Below are 20,887 nucleotides of genomic sequence, written 5' to 3' on the forward strand. Positions count from 1 at the left end.
GGGCTGCGAAGCCGTGCGCCAGAATTACGCATCATTCACGATGGAGTATAGGAGGCAGCGATGACGCTCCCAGACCGCGATTTCGTGGCCTTCGCGCAGGCACGCTTCGATGCGCTCGCAAACTATCAGGTCACGCTGAAATCGACATCGGCGGGAGCGGAAACGGTCGAGGTGCTTTATGCCTACCGCAAGCCTGGTTTTGTGCGGATGGACTTCATCCGGCCGCATGCGGGCGCGACACTCGCCTTCAACCCTGAATCGGGGAAGGTCAAGCTCTGGCCATTCGGTATCGATACGTTTCCGAGGCTCACGCTGAGCCCCGACAATCACATGATCCAGAGCCCGCAGGGTCATCGCGTCGACGAGTCCAATATCGGCGCACTGCTCGTCGACGTTCGTGAGCTTGAACAGCATGGCGACACGCAAGTCGTGGGCGCGGGGACGATCGGCGCGCGCGAGGCGGCGCATGTCATTGTGACGTGCCGGCCCGGATACCGGGCGACCGGCGTGTTTCGCTATGAGTTGTGGTTCGATTTGAGCCATGGGCTACCCGTCAAGGTCGTGAGCGAGGGCGAGTCGCGCGAACCGATCGAAACGGTGCTGATGGAGAACCTGCGCATCGACGTGCCGGATTCGGAGCTCAGGCCGTTTGCCTGAACGCGCGAGCCATGAATGGCATCGAGGATGTCCCTGAATCCTCAGCTTAATCGATGCGTAAACATGGCATAGTAGAATCGCTCAACCGCTTAGGATGCCAAATAACCAGCCAACCCCAGGCGGACCTGACGATCGAGCCATCGTCGGCAAACATACGTCTCCTCCCGAATCGTTGCTAACGCAGTTAACGCCGGATCCGTCGACGGAATCGACCGCGGGCGCCTCGCTCGCGCAGTCATCGCCGTTGCGTGGATCGAAGGGGCATGGCATGTTCAGAAACCTTATTGATTTCGCGAGACAGGTGCGGCGCAGCGAAGACGTCAAGAACGCGCTCAATACACCAGGCCGCCTCGCTCTGCATGCCAGACAACGCCTCAACCGTGGCCACTTCTGCATCGAGATCCGCGCCAATTCGGGCTTCTTTTCCGTCATGCAGATCGTCTTGTGCATCCTCCTGTACTGCGAGGAAAAGCGTCTGACGCCTGTCATTTCGGCGCGTGGCGGCAGTTATGGCGACCCGCAAGGCAAAATCGACTGGTTAGCCGAATGCTTTGAAAACCTCGCACCGTCCATCATGCCGCAAGGGCAACGGCCTGGTTTGCGAACGTCGGTTGTGCGCGACCTCGGCGATCTGGGTTTTCGCCGCTACGAAACCGGCCTCGGGCTGGCGCGGGCGAGCACGCTGTTCCTGTCGCACTATCGGCCAGGCGAGTCGATCCGGGAGGAAGTCGAGCGCATCAGCGAGCGGCTCGATATCGGCGCTTCGACCCTGGGTGTCCATTTTCGCGGCACGGATAAAAAGTTCGAGGCCCATACGATCGACTGGACCGCGTTTTGCCAGTTGGTCGAGAAGGCACTTGCAGACGATCACCGGCTGACCCATATCTTCGTGTCCAGCGACGAGCAGGCATTCCTTGATTTTTTCCGCAAGTGGGGCTTCGCTGTCCCCGTCAACGTCGCGCCTGCCACGCTGCTCGCGAGCGGCGACAAGCCCGTGCACTTCAGCGGACATCCCGGACTCGCCATTGCCCGCGAAGCGCTGGTCGCAAGCCTGCTGCTCGCCAGGTGCGGGCATTTGATCAAGACACCCTCCTATCTCTCGGCGTGGTCCAAAATCTTCAATCCGTCGCTACGGGTGAGGCTCGCCGTTCCGCCGCGCGAGAACGCCTTCTGGTTTCCCGATAGCCAGATCTGGACCGAGCAGCTCGAGCGGGAAAGCGACCTCGTCAATCCGGAAATCGACATCGCGCCTTTCGACTCGTCATTCCCCGGAACAGCCGGGGCGGCTGCAAACGCGGGGACCTTACCCCGATCTCTCGACATTTGAATGCGACGTGCCACTGGGGTGAATCAAGGCCGCGACCTCTCAAGGATGAAAATGCGTGCTCACGCTGCGCTTTTCGCGACCCTCGCCTTTAGCGCCTCGATAACCGCCCGCACCTTGCCCGACGGATAGCTCGTCGGCGCAAACACGGCCTGCACGTTCGACGGCACGCCGGACCATTCGGGCAGCAAGCGCACGAGGGCGCCTGACGCCAGATCGGCGCGGGTCGAGAAGTCGGTCAGCGCGGCGAAGCCGCCGCCCGCGAGAACCGCGGCGCGTGCCGAGGTGGCCGTGTTCACGCTCAGCGCGTTCACGCAGCGCACGCGACGCACGGCCTTGTCGCGGCTGACGCGTCCTGCCGCGAGGCGCCCGGCGTCGCGCGTCAACTCGAGCGTCGACGGATGCCGCAACACCGTCATCGCGATATGCGGCAAGGACGCCAGTGCCGTCAGCGACCTCGGCATGCCGTGCTGCGCGACGAACGCGGGGCTCGCGACCAGCCAGCGCACGTAGCTGCCGAGTTTCACCGAGCGATAGTTCGAGTCGGGCAGGTTGCCCAGGCGCACAGCGAGGTCGATGCCCTCGCCGATCAGATCGACGTAATGATCGGCGCAGACCAGTTCGATTTCGAGCTCCGGATACGCGCCGCGCAAATCGACAAGCGCGGGCGCCACGACCTGTGCGCCGTAATCGACCGGCGCGCTCACCCGCAGCGTACCGCGCGCCGGCGATGCCTCGCCCGCCGCCGCCGAAAGCGCCTCCTCCGTCATCTGCAGGATGCGGCAGCTGGCGTCGTAAAACGCGCGGCCCGCGTCGGTCACGGACAGACGCCGCGTGGTGCGCGCGATCAGGCTCGCGCCGATCTCGCGCTCCAACCGCTGCATATGCGCGCTGACCATCGTCTTGGCGATGCCAAGCCGCTCAGCCGCCGCCGTCAGCGACCCCGCCTCGACCACGGCGACGAACACCGCCAGCCGGTTCAGATTCACGTCGCGCACATCGGCCATCGGCGATTGTCCACTTTCGGTAGAAAATGATTGCAAGCTTAGCAGTCTTCTCGCGCACGCAGCGATTGCCTAATCTGAGCACTCCCTGCCGCTTCCTTCCGCGGCGATTTTTTGATGGAGAATGCCAATGCCCGCTGCCCGCCCCGCCACGCCGATCCGCCTGTACACCACGCTGCTTTCCGGTCACGGGCACCGCGTGCGGCTGTTCCTGTCGATGCTGGGCCTGCCGTTCGAGATCGTGCCGGTGGATCTTGCCGCAGGCGAACATCGCCAGAGCGCGTATCTGAAGCTCAATCCGTTCGGCCAGGTGCCGACCATCGTCGATGGCGACACGGTGCTGTTCGATTCGAACGCGATTCTTGTGTATCTGGCCAGGCGTTACGGCGATCCGTCATGGCTGCCGGACGACGCACTCGGCGCGGCAAACGTGCAACGCTGGCTCTCGCTCGCCGCCGGCCCGATTGCGTCCGGCCCGTGCGCCGCGCGTCTCGTGCACGTATTCAAGCGCGATCTCGATCTGGCGCGTGCACAGGACATCGCGGCAACGCTGCTGCCGCTGCTCGACGCCGAACTCGCGCACAAGCCATTCGCGGCCGGCGATCACGTGACCATCGCCGATATCGCCGCGCATACCTACATCGCGCATGCGCCTGAAGGCGGCGTGTCGCTCGAACCGTATCCGCATCTGCGTGCATGGCTCGAACGCGTCGCCGCGTTGCCGGGCTTCGTGCCGATGCCATCGACGCAAGCGGGCCTGCTCGCCGCCTGAACGGCACGCGCGCGTCGCCAACCCGAGACCGTCATGAACGCTCTGCCCGAACCGAACCCCTACCACGCGATCGGCCCGTTTCACGATGGCGAACGCGAGGCCCAGTTGCGGGCGGGTGTCGCGGACGTTGCGCTCACGAACGGCTCGCGCGGTATTCGCGACCACATGCCGGACCAGCATCGCGCGTTCTTCGCGATGCTGCCGTTCATGGTGTTCGGCGGCGTCGATGCAAGCGGTCAGCCCTGGGCGACGCTGCGCGCGAACACCACGGGCTTCGTATCGACGCCGGACAGCCGCACGCTGCGCATCGAAGGCGGCGCACTGCCGGGCGATCCGCTCGAAGGGCGCTGGGTGCCGGGTGCGCGTATTGGCGGCCTCGGCATTCAGCCTCACACGCGGCGGCGCAATCGTGTGAATGGCGTGATCGAAGCGGTCGACGGCAACGTGGTCACGCTCGCGGTCCAGCAAAGCTTTGGCAACTGCCCGAAATACATCAACGGACGCGAGCCGACGTTCGTCGGCAATGGGCTCGCGAACGCCTCGGTCGAACACGCGGATTCACTCTCGGAGGAAGACCGTGCCCTGATTGCCCGCGCCGACGCATTTTTCATCGCAAGCGCCAATCTCGACGACGCAGCGGCGGCGGGGCGCGGCGTGGATGTCTCGCATCGCGGCGGCGTGCCCGGCTTCGTGAGAATCGACGACGAGCGCACGCTGACCGCGCCCGATTTCACTGGCAACAACTTCTTCAACACGATTGGCAACCTGCTGCGCGAGCCGCGCGCGGGGCTGCTGTTCGTCGATTTCGAGCGCGGCGACCTGCTCTATCTCGCCGTGCGCGCCGAGGTGATCTGGGACGGCCCGGAGGTCGCGCAATTCCCGATGGCGCAGCGGCTGGTGCGGTTTCATCTGCACGAAGTGCGCCGCGTGCGCGGCGCGTTGCCGCTGCGCTGGACGGCGGTCGAGTATGCGCCGCAGTTCGAGCAGGTTTTAAACGCCGCGCCAAAAAAGGCCGATGCGCCCGCATGGCGCACGCTGCGCGTGGCCGACGTGCGCGACGAGTCCCCAACGATCCGTTCGTTCTCCTTCGAACCCGCGGACAGCCAACCACTCGCGCCATTCGAAGCTGGGCAGTATCTTCCACTGCGCGTTGGGACGCCTGGGTCGGACAAGCCGCTCATGCGCACGTACACGCTCTCCGCGGCGCACGATGCAGCGCATCCCGCGCGCTACCGGATCAGCGTGAAGCGCGACGGCGCGGTGTCGCGCTGGCTGCATGAACACGCGCGCATCGGCGCGCCGATCGAGACACTGGCGCCGCGCGGTTCGTTCAAGGTCGACTTAGGCAGCCCACGCGCGATCGTGCTGGCGGCGGCGGGCATCGGCATCACGCCGATGCTGGCCATGCTCGACGCCGCGCTCGCGCTCGAACCGCAGCGTCGTATCCATGTATTTCACGGTACCCGCGGTGAACACGAAAGACCGTTCGCCGCCGTGCTGCGCGCAATAGAACACGCGCATCCAAACGTGTCGGTACATCTGTACGACAGCGCCGCGCAGCACGATTCGCCCGCTGGCGACCGGCTCGCGGGCCGCGTGAACATCGATGCGTTGCGCCGCTTCCTGCTGTTCGACGACTACGACTTCTATCTGTGCGGCCCGGAAGCGTTCATGCGCGACTTGTATAACGGCCTGCGCGCGCTGAATATCGCGGACGAACGTATCCGCTTCGAGGCGTTCGGTCCATCGACCTTGAAGCGTAAGGTATCCGAAACATCTCCCATTGCAGGACAACCGACGAAAGTCATACCGGTGACTTTTTCACGCACAGGGACAACGGTGAACTGGGAGCCGCAACAGGGCTCGCTACTCGATACCGCCGAGCGCGGCGGCGTGAACGCGGCGTCCAACTGCCGCTCCGGTATGTGCGGGACCTGCGCCGCGCGCGTGCTCCACGGCAGCGTGGAATACGACGAATCGCCGGAGTTCGACGTCGAGCCGGGCCATGCGCTGATCTGCGTCGGGCATCCGGCTGCGGGCGGTGTCACGCTGGACCTCTAAGCGCCATTCGCTAGACGCCGTGATTCGCGCCAATGAGACCCGAGGCTTGCAGTTCCTCCAGGTCAGGGAGCGTCGAGGAAAACGCCGTCAATTGCATCGCTTGCTGCGCGAGCGCGGCCAGTCGTGGAAACGCTTCGCTCTCGCGCGTGGGCGGCAACACCACCGAGGCGCTTTGAAACGCCACGACGGCCATGATGTCGGCCTGCGAGATGCGTGACCCGAGCAGCCACGGATGCGCCTGCGCGGCTTCCAGCACGCGCAAACCGCTTTCCAACTGCGCCCGATAGCCGGCCTGCAGGTGCGCCAGCCGGTGAGCGTCGGGGCGCAGCATCAACTCGTCGCAATAGCGGGCCACCTTGTCGTAGCAGGCGCAGCCGTAGCCGACCCACTGCATTGCGCGCACGCGCTCCGGGCCGCTCGCGGGCATCAATCGCTCGCCGGCCGGCACGATGCTGTCCAGATAGTCGACGATCGCGTGGCTGTCGATGAGCACCTGTCCGTCGTCCAGCTGCAGTGCAGGCACACGCGCCATCGGACTGAACACTTTCACGCGCTCCGCTTCCCGATAAGCGTGAAAAGGCAAATGTTCGAATGGGAGGTTCAGCAGTTTCAATGTGATCCCCACCCGGCGCGTGTAGCCGGACACCCATGGGCCCACCAGTTTCATTGCCAGTCTCCAGCGGTGCTCGTTGAACAGCCCGGAACAAGCGAGTTTAGCGACTTTGCGCGCGAGCCGGCATTGCCGTGGAGCGGCGGCGTCATCGAGCCGGGCCCGAGGCACCGTCGCCAGCGGCGGTTTAGACTTCGCGCTGGGCATGCTGGCCTCGCCCGGACCCGACGAGGTAGGGACATGGATATCGTGCAAGCCATGAAAGTATTTGCCCGTGTAGTGCAGACGAATAGCTTCACGCGCGCGGCCGAGACGCTGGACATGCCGCGCGCACGCGTGACAGTCATCGTCCAGAGCCTCGAAGCGCACCTCAAGACGCGCTTGCTGCAGCGCACAACGCGCAGCCTCAACCTTACGCCAGACGGGGCGGCCTGCTACGAGCGGTGTGTGCGCGTGCTCGCCGACATCGACGACATCGAAAGTTCTTTCCTCGGCAAACAGCGTTCCCCGCGCGGCAAGCTGCGTGTCGACATGCCCGGCGCGCTCGGGCGCCTCATCGTCATGCCCGCGCTGGGCGATTTTCACGAACGGTATCCGGAGATCGACCTGATGCTCGGCCTCGGCGACAAACCGCTCGATCTCGTCCAGGAAGGCATCGACTGCGTGGTGCGCATCGGCACCTTGCAGGATTCGTCGCTCGTGGCGCGTCGTATCGGCGTGTATCAGGCCGTGACCGTTGCCAGCCCGGGGTATCTCGACAAGGCAGGCACCCCGCAAACCCTGGCCGAGCTGGCCCATCACCGCGCGGTGAACTACTACTGGCCCCGCACCGGCCGCGTCATGCCCCTCACGTTCGAGACCGCCGGCGGCGAGGTGACCGAGGTGAAAATGTCCGGCTCGATCGCCGTCAACGACGCCGAGGCGTATCTGGGCGGCGCGCTGAGCGGCTTGGGGATCGCCCAGGGCGCCCGCTTCATCGCGCTGCCCTACCTCGAAGCGGGTGCGCTGGTCGAAATCCTTTCACCATGGAAACCTCCGACGCTGCCCATTTCCGCTGTTTATCCACACAGCCGGCATTTGTCCGCCACCGTGCGCGCGTTCATCGACTGGATCGCCGAGTTGTTCCGCACGCACCCCTTGATGTCCAGCACCCCCGAAGCCGAAGCGCGGTGCCGCCCGACGAGCGTGGACGCCCAGCACGTCCGTGACGACCTCGGGGCCGACCTGACTGGGGACGAAACGCTGCCCCTTGGCTGACCCCGAAATAATCAGACATCAAGACCGGGCATTGTTCTCCTTTTTGATAACACTGTTGAACCGAACGCGAGATTTATCGGGCCGACGTTAGCCACCACAATCGGACCATGGTTCGGTTGGCGAGGGTTCCCCGCAGCAAGCGCGACGCCAATACAACACGCAAAGGCATCGCAGCACCGATGCGTGGGGGACACGGAAATTTGATTCGCCATCCTAACGTTCAAACTCGTTACGATCTGGAGCACAGTCATGAATCTCAGCGGAAATACGGTACTCATCACCGGCGGCACCTCGGGCATCGGCCGCGCACTGGCAGAAGCCCTCCATCGCCGCGGCAACAAAGTCATCGTCGCGGGGCGGCGCAAGTCTCTGCTCGACGAGATCGCCCGGCTCAATCCCGGCATCGATACCGTCGAACTCGATATCGGCAGCGCCACGCAGATTCGCGAAGTCGCCGCGCGCTTGATCGAACGTTATCCCTCGCTGAATGTCGTGATCAACAATGCCGGCATCATGCCATTCGACGACGCCGGCGGCGCGCTCGACGACGAGCAGGCCGTACGTCTCGTCGAGACGAACCTGCTCGGGCCCGTGCGCGTGAGCGCCGCGTTCGTTGACCATCTGAAGCGCCAGTCCGAGGCGTACATCGTCAACAACAGCTCCGTGCTCGCGTATGTGCCGCTTGCGGCCACCGCGCTGTACTCCGCGACCAAGGCGGCGATTCATTCGTACACACTTTCGCAACGCTTCGCACTGCGTGATACCAGCGTGAAGGTGCTCGAGATCGCGCCGCCCTGGGTCGACACGGACCTCGTTCACAAGAGCGGCGACCCGCGCGCCATGCCGCTCGACGCCTTCATTGCCGAAACGCTGAAGCTGCTTGAAACCGCGACGACCGAGGTCGTAGTCGATGCGGCGAAACCCATGCGCGATAACGCTGGCCCCAACGAACACGCTTTCGTCGAGCAGTTCAACCAGTTCGTTGTCGACAACCCGATTCCCGTTGCCTGAGAGGAGCGCAGCCATGACCACCGCAATCGAAGAAAAGAACACGGCGTTCGTGCTCGACGCGCTCGATACGCTGTTCAACAAGAAGGACTACGAGAAGGCCGCGCAGTTCTGGTCCGATGCGTATGTGCAGCACAGCCGGCACGTTCCCGCTGGACGCGACGGGCTGTTCGGCCTCGTGCGCTCGCTCAGCGATATTCGTTTCGAGTACGACATGGTGATCGCCAAAGACGACTTCGTCTGGGTACACAGCCGCTACACGAGTTCGGCCACGCCCGCCGCCATGATCGCCCTGGATATCTTGCGCATCGAGGACGGCAAGCTCGTCGAGCATTGGGACGTGCTGCAGGACGAGCCCACGCGCAGCGAGTCCGCCGGCGGCTACCCGATGTTCGGCAACACATTCCCGGACGAGCAATAACGTTCGCGGCAACCGCTGCAGACAAGGAAAACGCAATGAGTACTCTGCTCGCACAGGCCGTAGCGGCGCACGGTGGAATCGACAACTGGAAGAAGCTGCGCACCGCTTCGGCCACCCTCGATATCGGCGGCGCCATTTGGCACCTCAAAGGCCAGCCTGATATGTTCCGCAATATCGCGCTCGTGGCCAGCCTGACACGCCAGCACGTTTCGGTCATGGCGCCGCAATCCGGCTGGCAGGGCACGTTCACGCCGGATGCCGTGCGCATCGAGTCGCTTGAAGGTCACGCCACCGAAGAGCGGCGCGCACCGCGAGACTTTTATCACGGCCATGCTCAGGACACCTCATGGGATCGTCTGCACGCGCTGTACTTCACCGGCTACGCGCTCTGGACCTATCTGACGATCCCGTTTCTCTATACGTACCCCGGCTTCCATACGGAAGAACTGCCTGAATGGGAAGAGAACGGCGAAGTCTGGCGACGACTGAAGGTCACGTTTCCCGATACGATTGCCAGTCACACCCGCGAGCAGATTTCGTACTTCGGCGACGATGGTCTGCTGCGCCGCCACGACTATACCGTCGACGTGATGGGCGGCGCGCCAGGCGCGAACTATGCGTCGGACTATCGTGAGGTGAACGGCGTGATGCTGCCGACGACGCGGCGCGTGTTTGCCTACGACGAGGCGAGGCGCAAGGTCGGCGAGCCGTTGCTCGTGTCGATCGACTTTCGCACGATCGAGTTCGGCGCGGCGTAAGCGTGACCTTCAACCCCGTACGGGATTACCATGGGCAACGTGAATAGCGGCATCGCGCGTCGACTCCATCTGGCCGAACTATCGCTGCAGGAGGTCACTCCCATGTCCAGCCCATCGCCTGTCCGTATCGCCATTCTCGACGACTATCAGAACGCCGCGCTCGAAATGGCGGACTGGTCGCCGTTGAAAGGTCGCGCGGAGATCACCGTTTTCAACGACCACGTCGCGCAACCCGACCAGGTCGTCGAGCGCTTCAAACCGTTCGACGTGCTATGCGTGATGCGCGAGCGCACGCCGCTCACGCGCGAGATCATCGAGCGCCTGCCCAATCTCAAGCTGATCGCCTCGACCGGCCCGGGCAACGCCTCGATCGACATGGACGCGGCGGCCGAGCGCGACATCAAGGTGGCCGACACCGGATACTGGTCCACCCACACCATCGAATTCACGTGGGCGATGATTCTGGCCATGGCCCGCAATCTGACCGTCGAGAACCGGTCGGTGCGCGAGGGCGGCTGGCAGACCCGGCTCGGCACGGAACTCTCGGGCAAGACGCTTGGCCTGCTGGGTCTGGGCCGTGTCGGTTCCGCGGTCGGGGTGATCGGCCAGGCGTTCAGGATGAACGTGATCGCCTGGAGCCAGAACCTGAGCGCCGAGCGCGCGGAGTCGAAAGGCGTCCAGCGGGTCGACAAGGAGACGCTGTTCTCCAGCTCGGACTTTCTCTCGATCCACGTTCGCCTGAGCGAGCGCACGCGAGGTCTGGTCGGCGTGGCGGAACTCGCGAAAATGAAGCCCACGAGCCGCATCGTCAATACGTCGCGCGGCCCGATCGTCGATGTCGCAGCGCTTCTTGCCGCCGTGAAAAACGGAAAGATCGCGGGCGCCGCCCTCGATGTGTACGACACCGAACCGCTGGCGCCGGACGACCCGCTGCGCAGCACGGACAACGTGCTCGTCACACCGCATATCGGCTACGTGACACGCGAGATGTACCAGACCTTCTACGGCGATACGGTGCGTAATATCGTCGAATGGCTCGACCAGGCGTAACCGCCCGCCAGGCGGCGACCCGCGGCCGATTATTGACCGGATTGGAATGCCGCTTTCAGCGCACCCCTCTTTCTCCCTCCCCGGACGTTGCCTACAGTAGCTTCAGGTTCCGCGGGGCAACAAGCAGGCACTCCCGGCCAGCTTGCCGCCCGCTCCCTGAAAGGACACGTTCATGCGTCAGGAAACGCTCTACTTCGACGACCTCAAGGTCGGCGACACCTTCACCACCGGCACGCACGAAGTCGGCGCCGCCGACATCAGACGCTTCGCCGCGGAGTTCGATCCGCAGCCGTTCCATCTCGACGATGAAGCGGCCCGCAAGACGATGTTCGGCTCACTGGCCGCGAGCGGCTGGCATACGGCGGCGATGACGATGCGTCTGCTCGTCGACGACGGCCCGAAGCTCGCCAACGGCGTGCTCGGCGCCGGTTGCGAGATCGAGTGGAAGATGCCGACGCGCCCCGGCGACGTGCTGCATGTCGAAAGCGAAGTGATGGAGCGGATCCCTTCGCGCTCGCGCACCGATCTCGGCACCCTCGTGCTGCGTTCCAGAACGCTCAATCAGCAAGGCCAGGTCGTGCAGAACATGACGGCCAAACTGATCGTCGCACGTCGCCCCGCGTAACGCCGGGCACCTGACCCCTTTGCAAGGATACGCAATCATGATCATCGACCCCTCCACTCAGGACGCCGCCGCGAACTACAAGCTGCTGATCGGCTCGATCCTGCCGCGCGCCATCGCGTGGGTCAGCACGCTTTCCACGGACGGCGTCGCCAACCTCGCGCCCATTTCGTTCTTCACCGCCGTGGGCCGCAAGCCGCCGATGATTTCCATTTCGATGCAACCGCGCTCGGATGGCGTGACGTTGAAGGACACGTTCGTCAACATCCGCGACACCGGCGAGTTCGTCGTCAATATCGCCAATCTCGAACTTGCCGATGCTATGCATCGCAGTGCTTATGAATTTCCCGCCGACGTCGACGAGTTCGATGCACTTGGCCTCGAGAAGGCCGATTCGCTGACGGTGCGCCCGCCCCGCGTGAAGGCCGCGCCGATCGCGCTCGAATGCAAGCTCGACCGGATTATCCCGATCAGCGATTACGACCACGTGATATTCGGCGAAGTGCTCCGTTTCCAGGTCCGCGACGACCTCTATCTCGAGCGTGGCCGCATCGACACAGCCGCGCTGCAGGCGGTCGGCCGCCTCGCTGCGGAATATACGGTGGTGCAGAGCGCGTTCACGACGCCGCTCGACCCGCAGGTGCTCGCGCGCCTGCAGAACAAGCGCATTGGCCGGCTCGACGACTTCGACGACAGCTACTCGCCCGTCGATGCCGCGAACTGGTCCGCATCGGGCGCAACGCGCTGATCCTCGAACCGCCAGCGAGAGAAACAAGCATGCACCCGACTCATTCGGCCCAGCCCGCGCTCGTCTTCATCCACGGGTTTCTCGACGGCGCCCGGATCTGGGAAGACGTCACACGTCACCTCGGCCATCGCGCGGCCGGCGCACTGTGCATCGATCTGCCCGGCATGGGCGCGCGCGCCGACGACCCTGGCCCGTTCAGCCTCGACCGCTTCGCGGCGGACGTCACGACGCAGGTTCGCGCACTCTCGCGACCGGTCGTGCTTGTCGGCCACAGCATGGGCGCGCAGATTGCCGAGTTGGTTGCGCAGAGACTGGACCGCCAGGTCCACGGCCTCGTGCTGTTGACACCGGTGCCGCTGGGCGGCGCGGGGCTGCCCGCAGAAGCCATGAGCGCATTCCATGCGATCGGCGGCAATCCGGCGGCGCAACGCCAGCTACGCCGCACGCTCTCCGTGCGCCTCGACGACGCGCGGCTCGAACGCCTCGGCCAGATCGGCGATCGCGTGGCCGCCGCGGCCGTCGGCACCTTCGCGGACCTCTGGAACGCGGGCCATCCATCCGGCGCCGAAGCTTCCCGATATCGCGGCCCGGTGCTCATCATCCGCGGCGACGGCGACCGCTTCGTCGACTTCGCCATGCTCTCCTCGGGCGTGACGCCGCGCTTCAAGGCACCGGCCATCGCGTCGATCGAGCGCGCCGGCCACTGGCCGCACGTCGAGCAGCCGGCCGCGATTGCGCACGTCGTCGAGTCGTTTCTCGCCGATCTCGAGCGCGCGCCCAACGCCGCGCACCCGCAGGACACGCCTGTGGCGGCGCAAGGATGGACCCGGGCCTTCGAGCAGAAGTCCGCGGACGCCTTCGCGGATTCGTTCGCATCGAACGTCGTGCTCGAAGCCAGCGTGCTCGCAAAGCCGGCGGTCGGCATCGAGCAGGTCAAGACCGTGATGACCACCGCCAGCACGATCTACGAGGCGCTCTCGTTCACACATGAGGCACACAACGGGCTGCGCGACTACCTCGAATGGGAAGTCCAGGCGTTCGGCGGCGAGCGCATGCGCGGCGTCACGGTACTCACGAAGAACGCGGCGGCCAAGATTGTCCACGTGTCGATCCATCATCGGCCGCTCGGCGGCGCGCTGAAATTCTCAGCCGAACTCGGCCGCCGTCTGCAAGGCAAAGTGGACGCCAGCTTCTTTTATCCCCGCGCATAAGCGGTATCCGAGCGGTATCCGCGCGCGCAATCATCCCGATTCCAGGAGAGTGAAATGGTGCAACGTAGCGATGTTGAATTCGAAGTGGACGGCGGCGTCAAACTGCGCGGCTGGCTCTTCACGCCGCCCGGCGAAGGACGGCGCCCCGCCATTACGATGGCGCACGGCTACGCCGGCGTGAAGCAGCACGGGCTCGAGCCATTCGCGCGCGCCTTTGCCGAAGCGGGCTTCGTCGTGCTGCTGCACGACCACCGCGGCTTCGGCGCGAGCGAGGGTACGCCGCGCCACGACATCGATCCGTGGCGTCAGATCGCGGACTGGCGGCGCGCGATCAGCTACCTCGAAAGCCTCGACGTCGTCGATCCGGCGCGCATCGGCCTCTGGGGTACGAGCTATGCGGGCGGCCACGCGATCGTGCTGGGCGCAACCGAGCGGCGCCTGCGCTGCGTCGTCGCCCAGGTGCCGACAATCAGCGGCTACGAACAGGGACTGCGCCGCATCGCGCCAGAGAATGTCGCGGCCATCGAGGAAGCGTTCGCCGACGACGACCGCGCGCAACTGCGCGGCGAGCCGCCGCGTCGCCAGGCGATCGTGAGTGCCGATCCTGCGGTCGCCGCGTCGTATCGCGCAAAGGACGCGATCGACTTCTATCTGCAGTCCTTGCCAGAAGGCGTTTGGGAAAACAACGTGACGGTGCGCTCGACGCGCGCCGCGCGCATGTACGAGCCGGGCCAGTGGATTGCGCGCGTTTCGCCTACGCCCTTGCTGATGGTGGTCGCCACACGCGACGCGATCACGTTGACGGACCTCGAACTGGCTGCCTACGAACGCGCGCTTCAGCCCAAGCGGCTCGTGACGATCGAAGGCGGACACTTCGATCCGTATCTGTCGCAGTTTCAGATTTCCAGCCATGCCGCGCTCGAGTGGTTCAAGCAGCACCTCGGCTAACCCACAACGCTCACGTTTCAAGGATCAACTCATGGCTCACCTGACTGTCACCTTCGACGGCGCGCTCGCGACGATCGTCATCGACCGCCCTCCGCAGAATCGCATCGACGACCCGATGATCGACGAACTGGATGCGGCCGTCACCGCAATCGAGAGCAGTGACGCACGCGCCGTGCTCGTGCGCAGCGTTGGCGAAAACTTCTCGTTCGGCGGCGACATCATGAACTGGCCCGAGGCGAACGTGCGCGAACTGCGCGCGCGCTTCGGGCGATACCTGTCCGTATTCAATCGCTTCGAGCACCTGCCGCTGCCGGTTATCGCCGCGGTGCAGGGTCTGTGCTTCGGCGGCGGCTTCGAACTCGCGCTGCGCGCGGACGTGATCTTCGCGGCCGAATCGGCGACCTTCGGCCATCCCGAGCAGACACTCGGCATCGTCACCGTGCTCGGCGGCATCTACCGGGTCGCGGAACGCGCGGGACGCGCGCGCGCTTCCGAATGGGCGTTGACCTCCGAGAAAGTGCCCGCCGCCACGATGGAGCGCTTCGGCATCGTGAACCGCGTGGTGGCCGACACGGCGCTGCTGGATGAAGCGACCCAGTTCGCACGCCAGCTCGCCAGCGGCCCCACGCGCGCCTATGCCGCGCACAAGGCGCTGCTGCGCGCCTGGGCCGTTGGCGGCGTCGCGGCCGCGGACGAAGCGATGCTCGACATTGCCATGCCGCTGTTCGAAACCGACGACGTGCAACGCGGCCTGCGCTCCGCCGTCGACGCGCTGAAGGCGGGCCGTCCACGCCCGGCAATGGACTTCAAGGGCATCTGAAAGCAGGGGGCGCGATTGTGCGGTCTAATGACGGCGTCCCTTCGCACGGAGACGCCTGTCATGGACCGCATCGCAGCGATGAACGCGTTCGTGCGCGTGGTCGAGGCCGGAACGTTTACGAAAGCGGCCGAGACGCTCGACATGCCGAACGCGTCGTTGACACGGCTTATCCAGAAGCTCGAGGAAGACCTCAAGGTGCGCCTGCTGCATCGCACCACGCGCTCGGTGACGGTCACGCCGGAAGGCGCGCTCTACTACGACCGCGTCGTGCGTCTGCTCGCCGACCTCGCGGACATCGAATCGTCGACGACCTTCGCCCGGACCAAACCGTCCGGCAAGATCCGTGTCGATGCCGCGACCGCGATCGGGACGCTGGTACTCGCGCCGGCGCTCGATGACTTTTACCGTACCTATCCCGACGTCCAGATCGAGCTTGCGGTGGGCAACGAGCGCGCCGACCTCATTGCCGAGGGCTTTCATTGTGCGATCCGCGCCGGAACGGTCGACGAACCGTTTCTCGTCGCGCGGCAGATCGGTGTGTTCGGCTTCACCACATGCGCGACTCCGGCGTTGCTCGACGCGCATGGCACGCCCGCTACGCCGGACCAGTTGAGCGACTTTCCGACCATCGGCATGATCCCGTCGGGCGCCGGCTATCCTGCATCGTTTCCGTTTTTGTACGACGAACGAAAGGAAGGTCTGCCGCTCACGCACCGGCTCATCGTCAACGATACGAATACCTATCTGGCCGCCGGCCTCGCGAGCCTCGGCATTATCCAGGCCCCCAGTTATTCGGTGCGCGACGCCATTGCCGCGGGAAAGCTCGTGCCGCTGCTCGAGAATTGGCCGCAGCCGACCTACCCCGTGCACGTGATCTATCCGCCCAATCGCTATCTGAGCGCGAAAGTCCGTGTATTCATCGATTGGCTCGTCGAGCTGTTCGAGCGCGACGCCTTTCTTCGGCGCCGGTGAGATGCGTGCGGCACGCTCGAAGAAAATAAATGCCGTGCGGCGCGACACACCGCACGGCGAACGCCAACTAGCCCTGTTTTTATTCCGGGGTCTGCAAGGACGGCGGTTGTTGTCCGGCGTAGGCCCAGGGATTGGCCTGCAGGATGGGGATGGGGCAGCCCTCGGCCTTCGCCGCGTTCACGAGCGCCTCCAGCTTTTCCTCCAACGCCAGGTCGTTGATGCGAGCCTCCGCGAGTTCCGCAATTCGACGCGCCACGGAAATAATCTGTGAATCGATCAAAGCGCACCTGCCAATGACCGATTGGATATTCGCCGGAGAAAATGTGTCCCTGACTCGCTTCATGAATTCCATATAGACCTGCTGTTCCCCTTCAGGGTTATTGGGAGGAATGGGTACGACATGCCCGCTTGCGGTAATGCCATAGCCGCCGCCATCCCCGCCATCGAACAGAATCGTGATCGGCCCCGCTTCGCCCTCGAATCGAATGATATTGACGGCGCCAAAGTTTTCGTATGAGATTTTCACGTTGCAATCTCCATGCTTGAACGGCGGACAACCGAGCCCCGCGCGCTGCTGTGTCCGATGGCAGCAGCGCGTTCCCGCTAGTGCGAATTAATAGTTTTTTCGCTGAATATGGGTGGTCTTCTCACGCTTCCCGTAGTTGGTCTCTCGCACTTCCCGTAGTTATTCGATATCCCCGTTTTTTTATCCAGGCACTATTCAGCCCATTTCCTGCCCCCCGGACATGGCCCCGAACCGGTCCAGCAAACACTTCAGCCGACGCTCCTGAACGTACAGAATGCCGGGTGTGGACCGGAGTTCGAGCACGCGAGCGTGCCAGTAGCTGGCACCGAAAATCTCCATCGCTTTATCTGCGCCAATGGCGCTTTCGAGGTGTGCAATTGCGGTGTCGAGATTGTGGACGGTGTAGGGACTGTGAGGCCGCCGTTCCGTCTCTGTCTTTGTCTGAATCGCTTTGTCGCGCCCTGCCCGCCGGCCCCCCATCTGGCTTTCGCGTTCCTGCGCAAGCAGGGATTGCAGGCGCCGTTCATCCAGTGCGTCGTATTCGATGGAATCGTCTTGCATCGCACGATCTCCTCGTCAGCCAGGCTATTCAATCGGCCTATGCGTTGATCGCTCACCAATTGCCATCGAGCCCATCGCGTCGCTCGCTGATGATGACGGTCTGGCCACGATTGTCGTGATTAACAAGGGTCACATCCGTACCCGCGTGGTGCGCCGCTGCGGCCCCGCGCCGGTGGCGCGCAATGGACTCCAGCAGACTCAACGTGATGCAGAAGCTCCGGTCGATCTGTTCCGTCCAGCACTTCTGGTCGTAGGCGGACAAGGCCTGGATGAAAACGTCGTAGATCGGGTCCGGGAATTTCACGCCGCTCGACTCGATGCGCACCATCAGCGCCCTTGCCCGAAGCAGTTCCGCGAGAATCGTGGCGTCCGGCTGCGTCGCCGGTTCCGGCTCCGCCTCCGGCTTGCTCGGGCGCGCGCGGGTTTCGTCATCCGACGCGAAGCGGAAAATATTCAGGAGGCTTTTGAAGTCGGCATGCGGCGTTTGCATCGTGGTGTCCCCAGTCGTCTGAACTACACGTCCGAACTGCATTGACGCCATCGTGCTCGTTCCGGGTCGCTGGCAAAACCGGCCACAGCGGGGGAAAAACGCCTCCAGAAGGTGGCCCTGGAAGGGTCCCCCGCAATGGGGGGATCGCAACCTGATGAATTGCGGGTACAGTGGTCGCGACTAGAGAGGCGCCCGATGGACAACCTGTATTTCCGCCACGTACTGCTCGTAGAAGATGAAGGCCTGACGCGTATCGCGATGAAGAGCCTGATTCTGACCTCGGAGCCGACGCTCGATATCGACGAGGCCGGCTCGTACGACGCAGCCGTCGAGCGGCTGCAGAACAAGGCTTACGACCTCGTTTTTCTCGACTACCAGATCGGGAACAATCACACCGGGCTCGACCTGCTGCGCTGGCTGCAGGAAAACGAGCGGGCGGCGCATGTGGTGATGCTGTCCGCGCAGGACGACCGCGAAACGGTGCTGGACTGCATCAAGAATGGCGCTGGCGGCTTCATATCGAAGGCCAGCGAGGAAGGCGGCGCGGTGTTCCGGGAAGCCCTGCAAACGATCCTGAACGGACGCGTTTATCTGCCCAACAGCGTGCTCGGCAAAGGCGGCCACACCCCGCAGTCACCGGGCCCGAGCAAGGGCGTGCCGATCGACTCGCTGAATCTGCCGCCGCGGCTCGCGCAAACCTTGGGCTTTCTTTTGCAGGGCATGTCGAACAAGGCCATCGCGCGCAAGATGAATATCTCGGAGAACACCGCGAAGGAATACATCAGCGATCTGCTGAGCCGCTTCAACGTATCGCGGCGCACGTTCCTGATCGTCGAAATGGCCCGCCGCGGCATTGAGATTCCCACCGTCGCGCACGCCGCTGCGGCCTAACTCGCCCGGCTCGATGCCTCCGTCAATTCGAGCATGCGCGCAATCAGCAGATCGGGAGACAACGGCTTGCTGAGGACGCAGCGCTCCGGCAACACCCCCTGGGCGCTGGCCACGGCTTCGCCCGTCACCACGAGGCACGGCACAGGCCGCGCAACGTGCTCGCCAAGCAGACGAATGACGTCCTGCGCGGTCGACATCTCCGGCAAGCGGTAGTCGCTAATCACCAGGTCCGGCACGCGCTCGATCGACCGCAACAGCTCGTCGAGTTCGGCTGCGGAGCGAACCGAATCGGACAGCACGCCCCAACGCGCAAACAGCGCTTCCATCGACGCGCGCACGAGGCTGTCGTCTTCCACCAGCAACACGTAGAGGCCGCGCAGCGACGACGGTGACGGCGACGCTGCCGTATCGGCGGGCGGCAGCGCGGCATCCGCGAGGGCAAATGGATCCGCCACCGGCAAGCGCACCGAGAAACGCGATCCGTGCCCCTCGATCGACTTCAGTTCGAGACGGTGCCCCACGAGCAGGGACACCACCGCATTCACAATCGACAAACCCAGACCAAGCCCTTTCTCGCGGTCGCGCTCCGGGTTGCCGAGCTGCACGAACGGCTGGAAGATCGCGTCCCAATGTTCCGGCGCAATGCCAATGCCGTTGTCGAGCACGTCGAGCCGAACATAGTTAGGCATGCGTACCAACCCCACGAGCACCGTGGAGCGCGCTCCTTTCGCCGGATCCGAATATTTGATGCCGTTCGCGATAAGGTTGCTCAATACGCGGGGAATCCAGTCGGCGTCGGTGCGCACCCATGCCGGTCTTTGCAGCGCCCTGGCGTAGCGCAGCGTCACGCCGCGGCTGGCCGCGAACGACCCGAGCTGCTCGACCGTCTCCTCGGTCACGCGGCTCAGGTCGACGCTCGAATAGACCGGGTCGACGTGCCCCGATTCGAGCTTCGACAGATCGAGCACCGCGTTGAACAGACGCGCAGACAATACGGAAGCCTTGCGCGCCTCGCCGATCAACTTGCCCGATGCTTCGATGTCGCGCGCATCCAGCGCTTCGTCGGCCGCGGCAAGAAACAGGTTGAGCGCGTGCATAGGCTGGCGCAGGTCATGCGCGGCTGCCGCCATAAAGCGCGATTTCGCCCGGTTCGCCTGCTCGGCGGCTTCACGCTGCTGCTCGCGCAACGCGATCAGGGCTTCCGATTTGGTCTGCTGGTCGCGTCGCGCGCGTTCGAGATCCTGGTGCTTTTGCGCGAGTTCGGCATTGGCGCTTTGCAGCGCGTCGTTGCTATGGGCAAGGGCCTGGACGGCGATATAGCGGTCGCGTACATGCCGCTCCGCGTTCACGTTGACGCTATGTCCCAGAAGGGCGACGTTCAACAGGTAGAACATGCCCGCCGCGAAGTTATCTGGCTCGACCGCCTGAGTGAGCACTTGCGCCATTACGATCACTGCGATCACGCACACCGTGAGTATCAGTGTCGCCTTGGCCCGCAAGCGAAGAAAGCCGAACAGATAGAAAAGAATGAGATAAAAGCCGACGAAAAAATGGGTGAAATTAAACGGGCGTGGTGCGAGGACCGTTTGCATCAAGAGGCAGAAACACATGAACGCCAGCCCCGACAGCAGGATCCAGTGGGCAACCGTGTCCCGTTGAAAATCGAGTTTGAAAGCCAGCACGATGCCGACGGTCGCGCCGAGTGCACCCGCGCAACGGAACGCGAACACCTCGGGAAAGTATGGCCGGAACACCGCGCTTGTCTGCGCAAGACTGATTTCCCAAAAGCCGAAACACACCCAGATCAAGGTGCCAAGCACTAGCGCCGCGCGGCGGAAGTCGGCAAAACGGCGGCCGTAATCCTCCGTGAATTCCCGTTCGGCCTGCGGATCCGCGAACCGGGCTGGCCAGCAAAGCATGTCGACCAGCCATGCGCGAATCGCGCTGGGCGCATGCGATCGGTTGAGAAATGCCGAGTCCGTCGCCGATTGAAACCTGAATATGCTCATCGCATCTCGCCGGTATGCTCGCAAGGCTCGCGAAGCGGGAAGCACGCCTTGTGCTTAGGCGTGCCAATCCATTTTAGTCGGTCACTATCTCGCTCACTCGTAAAGTGTCACGTTGCAGTCGCGCCCTGCGAACCCGTTTTGATGCGAAATGAATTTGAGCAGGCAAC

Annotated in this window: 22 protein-coding genes; 16 read left to right on the forward strand and 6 right to left on the reverse strand. The window is 64.0% G+C overall.

Going from position 1 to position 20,887, the window contains the following annotated elements; all coding sequences use genetic code 11:
- The first annotated feature begins 60 nt into the window (after positions 1–60).
- Entirely contained in the window at positions 61–657 is a 597-nt protein-coding gene (locus FAZ97_RS28490; protein WP_158762075.1) for a sigma-E factor regulatory protein RseB domain-containing protein, read from the forward strand.
- Positions 658–925: 268 nt separating this feature from the next.
- Positions 926–1,984, forward strand: a complete 1,059-nt coding sequence (locus FAZ97_RS28495; RefSeq protein ID WP_233271860.1) for an O-fucosyltransferase family protein — start codon at positions 926–928, stop codon at positions 1,982–1,984.
- Positions 1,985–2,043: 59 nt separating this feature from the next.
- Here FAZ97_RS28495 and FAZ97_RS28500 read toward each other — a convergent pair whose 3' ends face one another.
- The gene (locus tag FAZ97_RS28500; protein WP_158762076.1) at positions 2,044–2,988 is read right to left on the reverse strand and encodes a LysR family transcriptional regulator; all 945 of its coding nucleotides are present in this window, start codon (positions 2,986–2,988) and stop codon (positions 2,044–2,046) included.
- A 127-nt stretch (positions 2,989–3,115) separates the two neighbouring features.
- Here FAZ97_RS28500 and FAZ97_RS28505 point away from each other — a divergent pair, with 127 nt between their 5' ends.
- Positions 3,116–3,757: a glutathione S-transferase family protein gene (locus FAZ97_RS28505; RefSeq protein ID WP_158762077.1), complete on the forward strand. Its 642-nt coding sequence runs from the start codon at positions 3,116–3,118 to the stop codon at positions 3,755–3,757.
- A gap of 33 nt (positions 3,758–3,790) precedes the next feature.
- Complete coding sequence (locus tag FAZ97_RS28510; protein WP_158762078.1) at positions 3,791–5,818, forward strand: pyridoxamine 5'-phosphate oxidase family protein; 2,028 nt, start codon at positions 3,791–3,793, stop codon at positions 5,816–5,818.
- A 10-nt stretch (positions 5,819–5,828) separates the two neighbouring features.
- Here the strand turns inward: FAZ97_RS28510 and FAZ97_RS28515 are convergent, their stop codons facing one another.
- Positions 5,829–6,635 carry a glutathione S-transferase family protein gene (locus tag FAZ97_RS28515; RefSeq protein ID WP_158762079.1) on the reverse strand — a complete coding sequence of 269 codons (807 nt, stop codon included), beginning with the start codon at positions 6,633–6,635 and terminating at the stop codon, positions 5,829–5,831.
- Positions 6,636–6,668: 33 nt separating this feature from the next.
- Between FAZ97_RS28515 and FAZ97_RS28520 the strand changes: the two genes are divergently transcribed.
- From FAZ97_RS28520 to FAZ97_RS28570, 11 genes are all read left to right on the forward strand, one after another.
- Entirely contained in the window at positions 6,669–7,685 is a 1,017-nt protein-coding gene (locus FAZ97_RS28520; protein WP_158762080.1) for a LysR family transcriptional regulator, read from the forward strand.
- A gap of 249 nt (positions 7,686–7,934) precedes the next feature.
- Positions 7,935–8,696, forward strand: a complete 762-nt coding sequence (locus FAZ97_RS28525; protein WP_158762081.1) for an SDR family oxidoreductase — start codon at positions 7,935–7,937, stop codon at positions 8,694–8,696.
- Positions 8,697–8,709: 13 nt separating this feature from the next.
- The gene (locus FAZ97_RS28530) at positions 8,710–9,114 is read left to right on the forward strand and encodes a nuclear transport factor 2 family protein (protein ID WP_158762082.1); all 405 of its coding nucleotides are present in this window, start codon (positions 8,710–8,712) and stop codon (positions 9,112–9,114) included.
- A 35-nt stretch (positions 9,115–9,149) separates the two neighbouring features.
- A complete protein-coding gene (locus FAZ97_RS28535; RefSeq protein ID WP_199272177.1) occupies positions 9,150–9,872 on the forward strand; it encodes a hypothetical protein in 723 nt (240 codons plus the stop codon).
- Positions 9,873–9,974: 102 nt separating this feature from the next.
- Entirely contained in the window at positions 9,975–10,922 is a 948-nt protein-coding gene (locus FAZ97_RS28540) for a D-2-hydroxyacid dehydrogenase family protein (protein ID WP_158762083.1), read from the forward strand.
- A gap of 172 nt (positions 10,923–11,094) precedes the next feature.
- Complete coding sequence (locus FAZ97_RS28545; protein WP_158762084.1) at positions 11,095–11,547, forward strand: MaoC family dehydratase; 453 nt, start codon at positions 11,095–11,097, stop codon at positions 11,545–11,547.
- Positions 11,548–11,584: 37 nt separating this feature from the next.
- Complete coding sequence (locus FAZ97_RS28550; protein WP_158762085.1) at positions 11,585–12,292, forward strand: flavin reductase family protein; 708 nt, start codon at positions 11,585–11,587, stop codon at positions 12,290–12,292.
- A 29-nt stretch (positions 12,293–12,321) separates the two neighbouring features.
- Positions 12,322–13,503, forward strand: a complete 1,182-nt coding sequence (locus tag FAZ97_RS28555) for an alpha/beta fold hydrolase (RefSeq protein WP_158762086.1) — start codon at positions 12,322–12,324, stop codon at positions 13,501–13,503.
- A 54-nt stretch (positions 13,504–13,557) separates the two neighbouring features.
- The gene (locus FAZ97_RS28560; RefSeq protein ID WP_158762087.1) at positions 13,558–14,451 is read left to right on the forward strand and encodes an alpha/beta hydrolase; all 894 of its coding nucleotides are present in this window, start codon (positions 13,558–13,560) and stop codon (positions 14,449–14,451) included.
- Positions 14,452–14,482: 31 nt separating this feature from the next.
- On the forward strand, positions 14,483–15,271 hold the full coding sequence (locus FAZ97_RS28565) for an enoyl-CoA hydratase/isomerase family protein (RefSeq protein WP_158762088.1): 789 nt from the start codon (positions 14,483–14,485) through the stop codon (positions 15,269–15,271).
- 60 nt (positions 15,272–15,331) lie between these two features.
- On the forward strand, positions 15,332–16,243 hold the full coding sequence (locus FAZ97_RS28570; protein ID WP_158762089.1) for a LysR family transcriptional regulator: 912 nt from the start codon (positions 15,332–15,334) through the stop codon (positions 16,241–16,243).
- A gap of 79 nt (positions 16,244–16,322) precedes the next feature.
- On the opposite strand, the gene FAZ97_RS28575 is transcribed toward FAZ97_RS28570, so the two are convergent.
- The 3 genes from FAZ97_RS28575 to FAZ97_RS28585 all read right to left on the reverse strand — a co-directional run bounded on the left by FAZ97_RS28575 (position 16,323) and on the right by FAZ97_RS28585 (position 17,820).
- On the reverse strand, positions 16,323–16,769 hold the full coding sequence (locus FAZ97_RS28575) for a hypothetical protein (RefSeq protein ID WP_158762090.1): 447 nt from the start codon (positions 16,767–16,769) through the stop codon (positions 16,323–16,325).
- A 195-nt stretch (positions 16,770–16,964) separates the two neighbouring features.
- On the reverse strand, positions 16,965–17,330 hold the full coding sequence (locus FAZ97_RS28580) for a hypothetical protein (RefSeq protein WP_158762091.1): 366 nt from the start codon (positions 17,328–17,330) through the stop codon (positions 16,965–16,967).
- A 52-nt stretch (positions 17,331–17,382) separates the two neighbouring features.
- Positions 17,383–17,820: a hypothetical protein gene (locus FAZ97_RS28585; protein WP_158762092.1), complete on the reverse strand. Its 438-nt coding sequence runs from the start codon at positions 17,818–17,820 to the stop codon at positions 17,383–17,385.
- Positions 17,821–18,015: 195 nt separating this feature from the next.
- Here FAZ97_RS28585 and FAZ97_RS28590 point away from each other — a divergent pair, with 195 nt between their 5' ends.
- The gene (locus FAZ97_RS28590; RefSeq protein ID WP_158762093.1) at positions 18,016–18,711 is read left to right on the forward strand and encodes a response regulator; all 696 of its coding nucleotides are present in this window, start codon (positions 18,016–18,018) and stop codon (positions 18,709–18,711) included.
- Here FAZ97_RS28590 and FAZ97_RS28595 read toward each other — a convergent pair.
- Positions 18,708–20,630, reverse strand: a complete 1,923-nt coding sequence (locus tag FAZ97_RS28595; RefSeq protein ID WP_158762094.1) for an ATP-binding response regulator — start codon at positions 20,628–20,630, stop codon at positions 18,708–18,710. The genes FAZ97_RS28590 and FAZ97_RS28595 overlap by 4 nt on opposite strands.
- Between the last annotated feature and the right edge of the window lie 257 nt (positions 20,631–20,887).

It is taken from the genome of Paraburkholderia acidiphila (genome assembly GCF_009789655.1).
GTDB lineage: Bacteria > Pseudomonadota > Gammaproteobacteria > Burkholderiales > Burkholderiaceae > Paraburkholderia > Paraburkholderia acidiphila.

Bases quoted from the DNA above. Each gene is read 5' to 3' on its own strand.
- FAZ97_RS28585 (WP_158762092.1), bottom strand. From the start codon at position 17,820: ATGCAAACGCCGCATGCCGACTTCAAAAGCCTCCTGAATATTTTCCGC.
- FAZ97_RS28525 (WP_158762081.1), top strand. From the start codon at position 7,935: ATGAATCTCAGCGGAAATACGGTACTCATCACCGGCGGCACCTCGGGC.
- FAZ97_RS28495 (WP_233271860.1), top strand. From the start codon at position 926: ATGTTCAGAAACCTTATTGATTTCGCGAGACAGGTGCGGCGCAGCGAA.
- FAZ97_RS28505 (WP_158762077.1), top strand. From the start codon at position 3,116: ATGCCCGCTGCCCGCCCCGCCACGCCGATCCGCCTGTACACCACGCTG.
- FAZ97_RS28565 (WP_158762088.1), top strand. From the start codon at position 14,483: ATGGCTCACCTGACTGTCACCTTCGACGGCGCGCTCGCGACGATCGTC.
- FAZ97_RS28490 (WP_158762075.1), top strand. From the start codon at position 61: ATGACGCTCCCAGACCGCGATTTCGTGGCCTTCGCGCAGGCACGCTTC.
- FAZ97_RS28560 (WP_158762087.1), top strand. From the start codon at position 13,558: ATGGTGCAACGTAGCGATGTTGAATTCGAAGTGGACGGCGGCGTCAAA.
- FAZ97_RS28555 (WP_158762086.1), top strand. From the start codon at position 12,322: ATGCACCCGACTCATTCGGCCCAGCCCGCGCTCGTCTTCATCCACGGG.
- FAZ97_RS28535 (WP_199272177.1), top strand. From the start codon at position 9,150: ATGAGTACTCTGCTCGCACAGGCCGTAGCGGCGCACGGTGGAATCGAC.
- FAZ97_RS28595 (WP_158762094.1), bottom strand. From the start codon at position 20,630: ATGCTTTGCTGGCCAGCCCGGTTCGCGGATCCGCAGGCCGAACGGGAA.
- FAZ97_RS28570 (WP_158762089.1), top strand. From the start codon at position 15,332: ATGGACCGCATCGCAGCGATGAACGCGTTCGTGCGCGTGGTCGAGGCC.
- FAZ97_RS28545 (WP_158762084.1), top strand. From the start codon at position 11,095: ATGCGTCAGGAAACGCTCTACTTCGACGACCTCAAGGTCGGCGACACC.
- FAZ97_RS28530 (WP_158762082.1), top strand. From the start codon at position 8,710: ATGACCACCGCAATCGAAGAAAAGAACACGGCGTTCGTGCTCGACGCG.
- FAZ97_RS28520 (WP_158762080.1), top strand. From the start codon at position 6,669: ATGGATATCGTGCAAGCCATGAAAGTATTTGCCCGTGTAGTGCAGACG.
- FAZ97_RS28550 (WP_158762085.1), top strand. From the start codon at position 11,585: ATGATCATCGACCCCTCCACTCAGGACGCCGCCGCGAACTACAAGCTG.
- FAZ97_RS28540 (WP_158762083.1), top strand. From the start codon at position 9,975: ATGTCCAGCCCATCGCCTGTCCGTATCGCCATTCTCGACGACTATCAG.
- FAZ97_RS28500 (WP_158762076.1), bottom strand. From the start codon at position 2,988: ATGGCCGATGTGCGCGACGTGAATCTGAACCGGCTGGCGGTGTTCGTC.
- FAZ97_RS28515 (WP_158762079.1), bottom strand. From the start codon at position 6,635: ATGCCCAGCGCGAAGTCTAAACCGCCGCTGGCGACGGTGCCTCGGGCC.
- FAZ97_RS28580 (WP_158762091.1), bottom strand. From the start codon at position 17,330: ATGCAAGACGATTCCATCGAATACGACGCACTGGATGAACGGCGCCTG.
- FAZ97_RS28590 (WP_158762093.1), top strand. From the start codon at position 18,016: ATGGACAACCTGTATTTCCGCCACGTACTGCTCGTAGAAGATGAAGGC.
- FAZ97_RS28510 (WP_158762078.1), top strand. From the start codon at position 3,791: ATGAACGCTCTGCCCGAACCGAACCCCTACCACGCGATCGGCCCGTTT.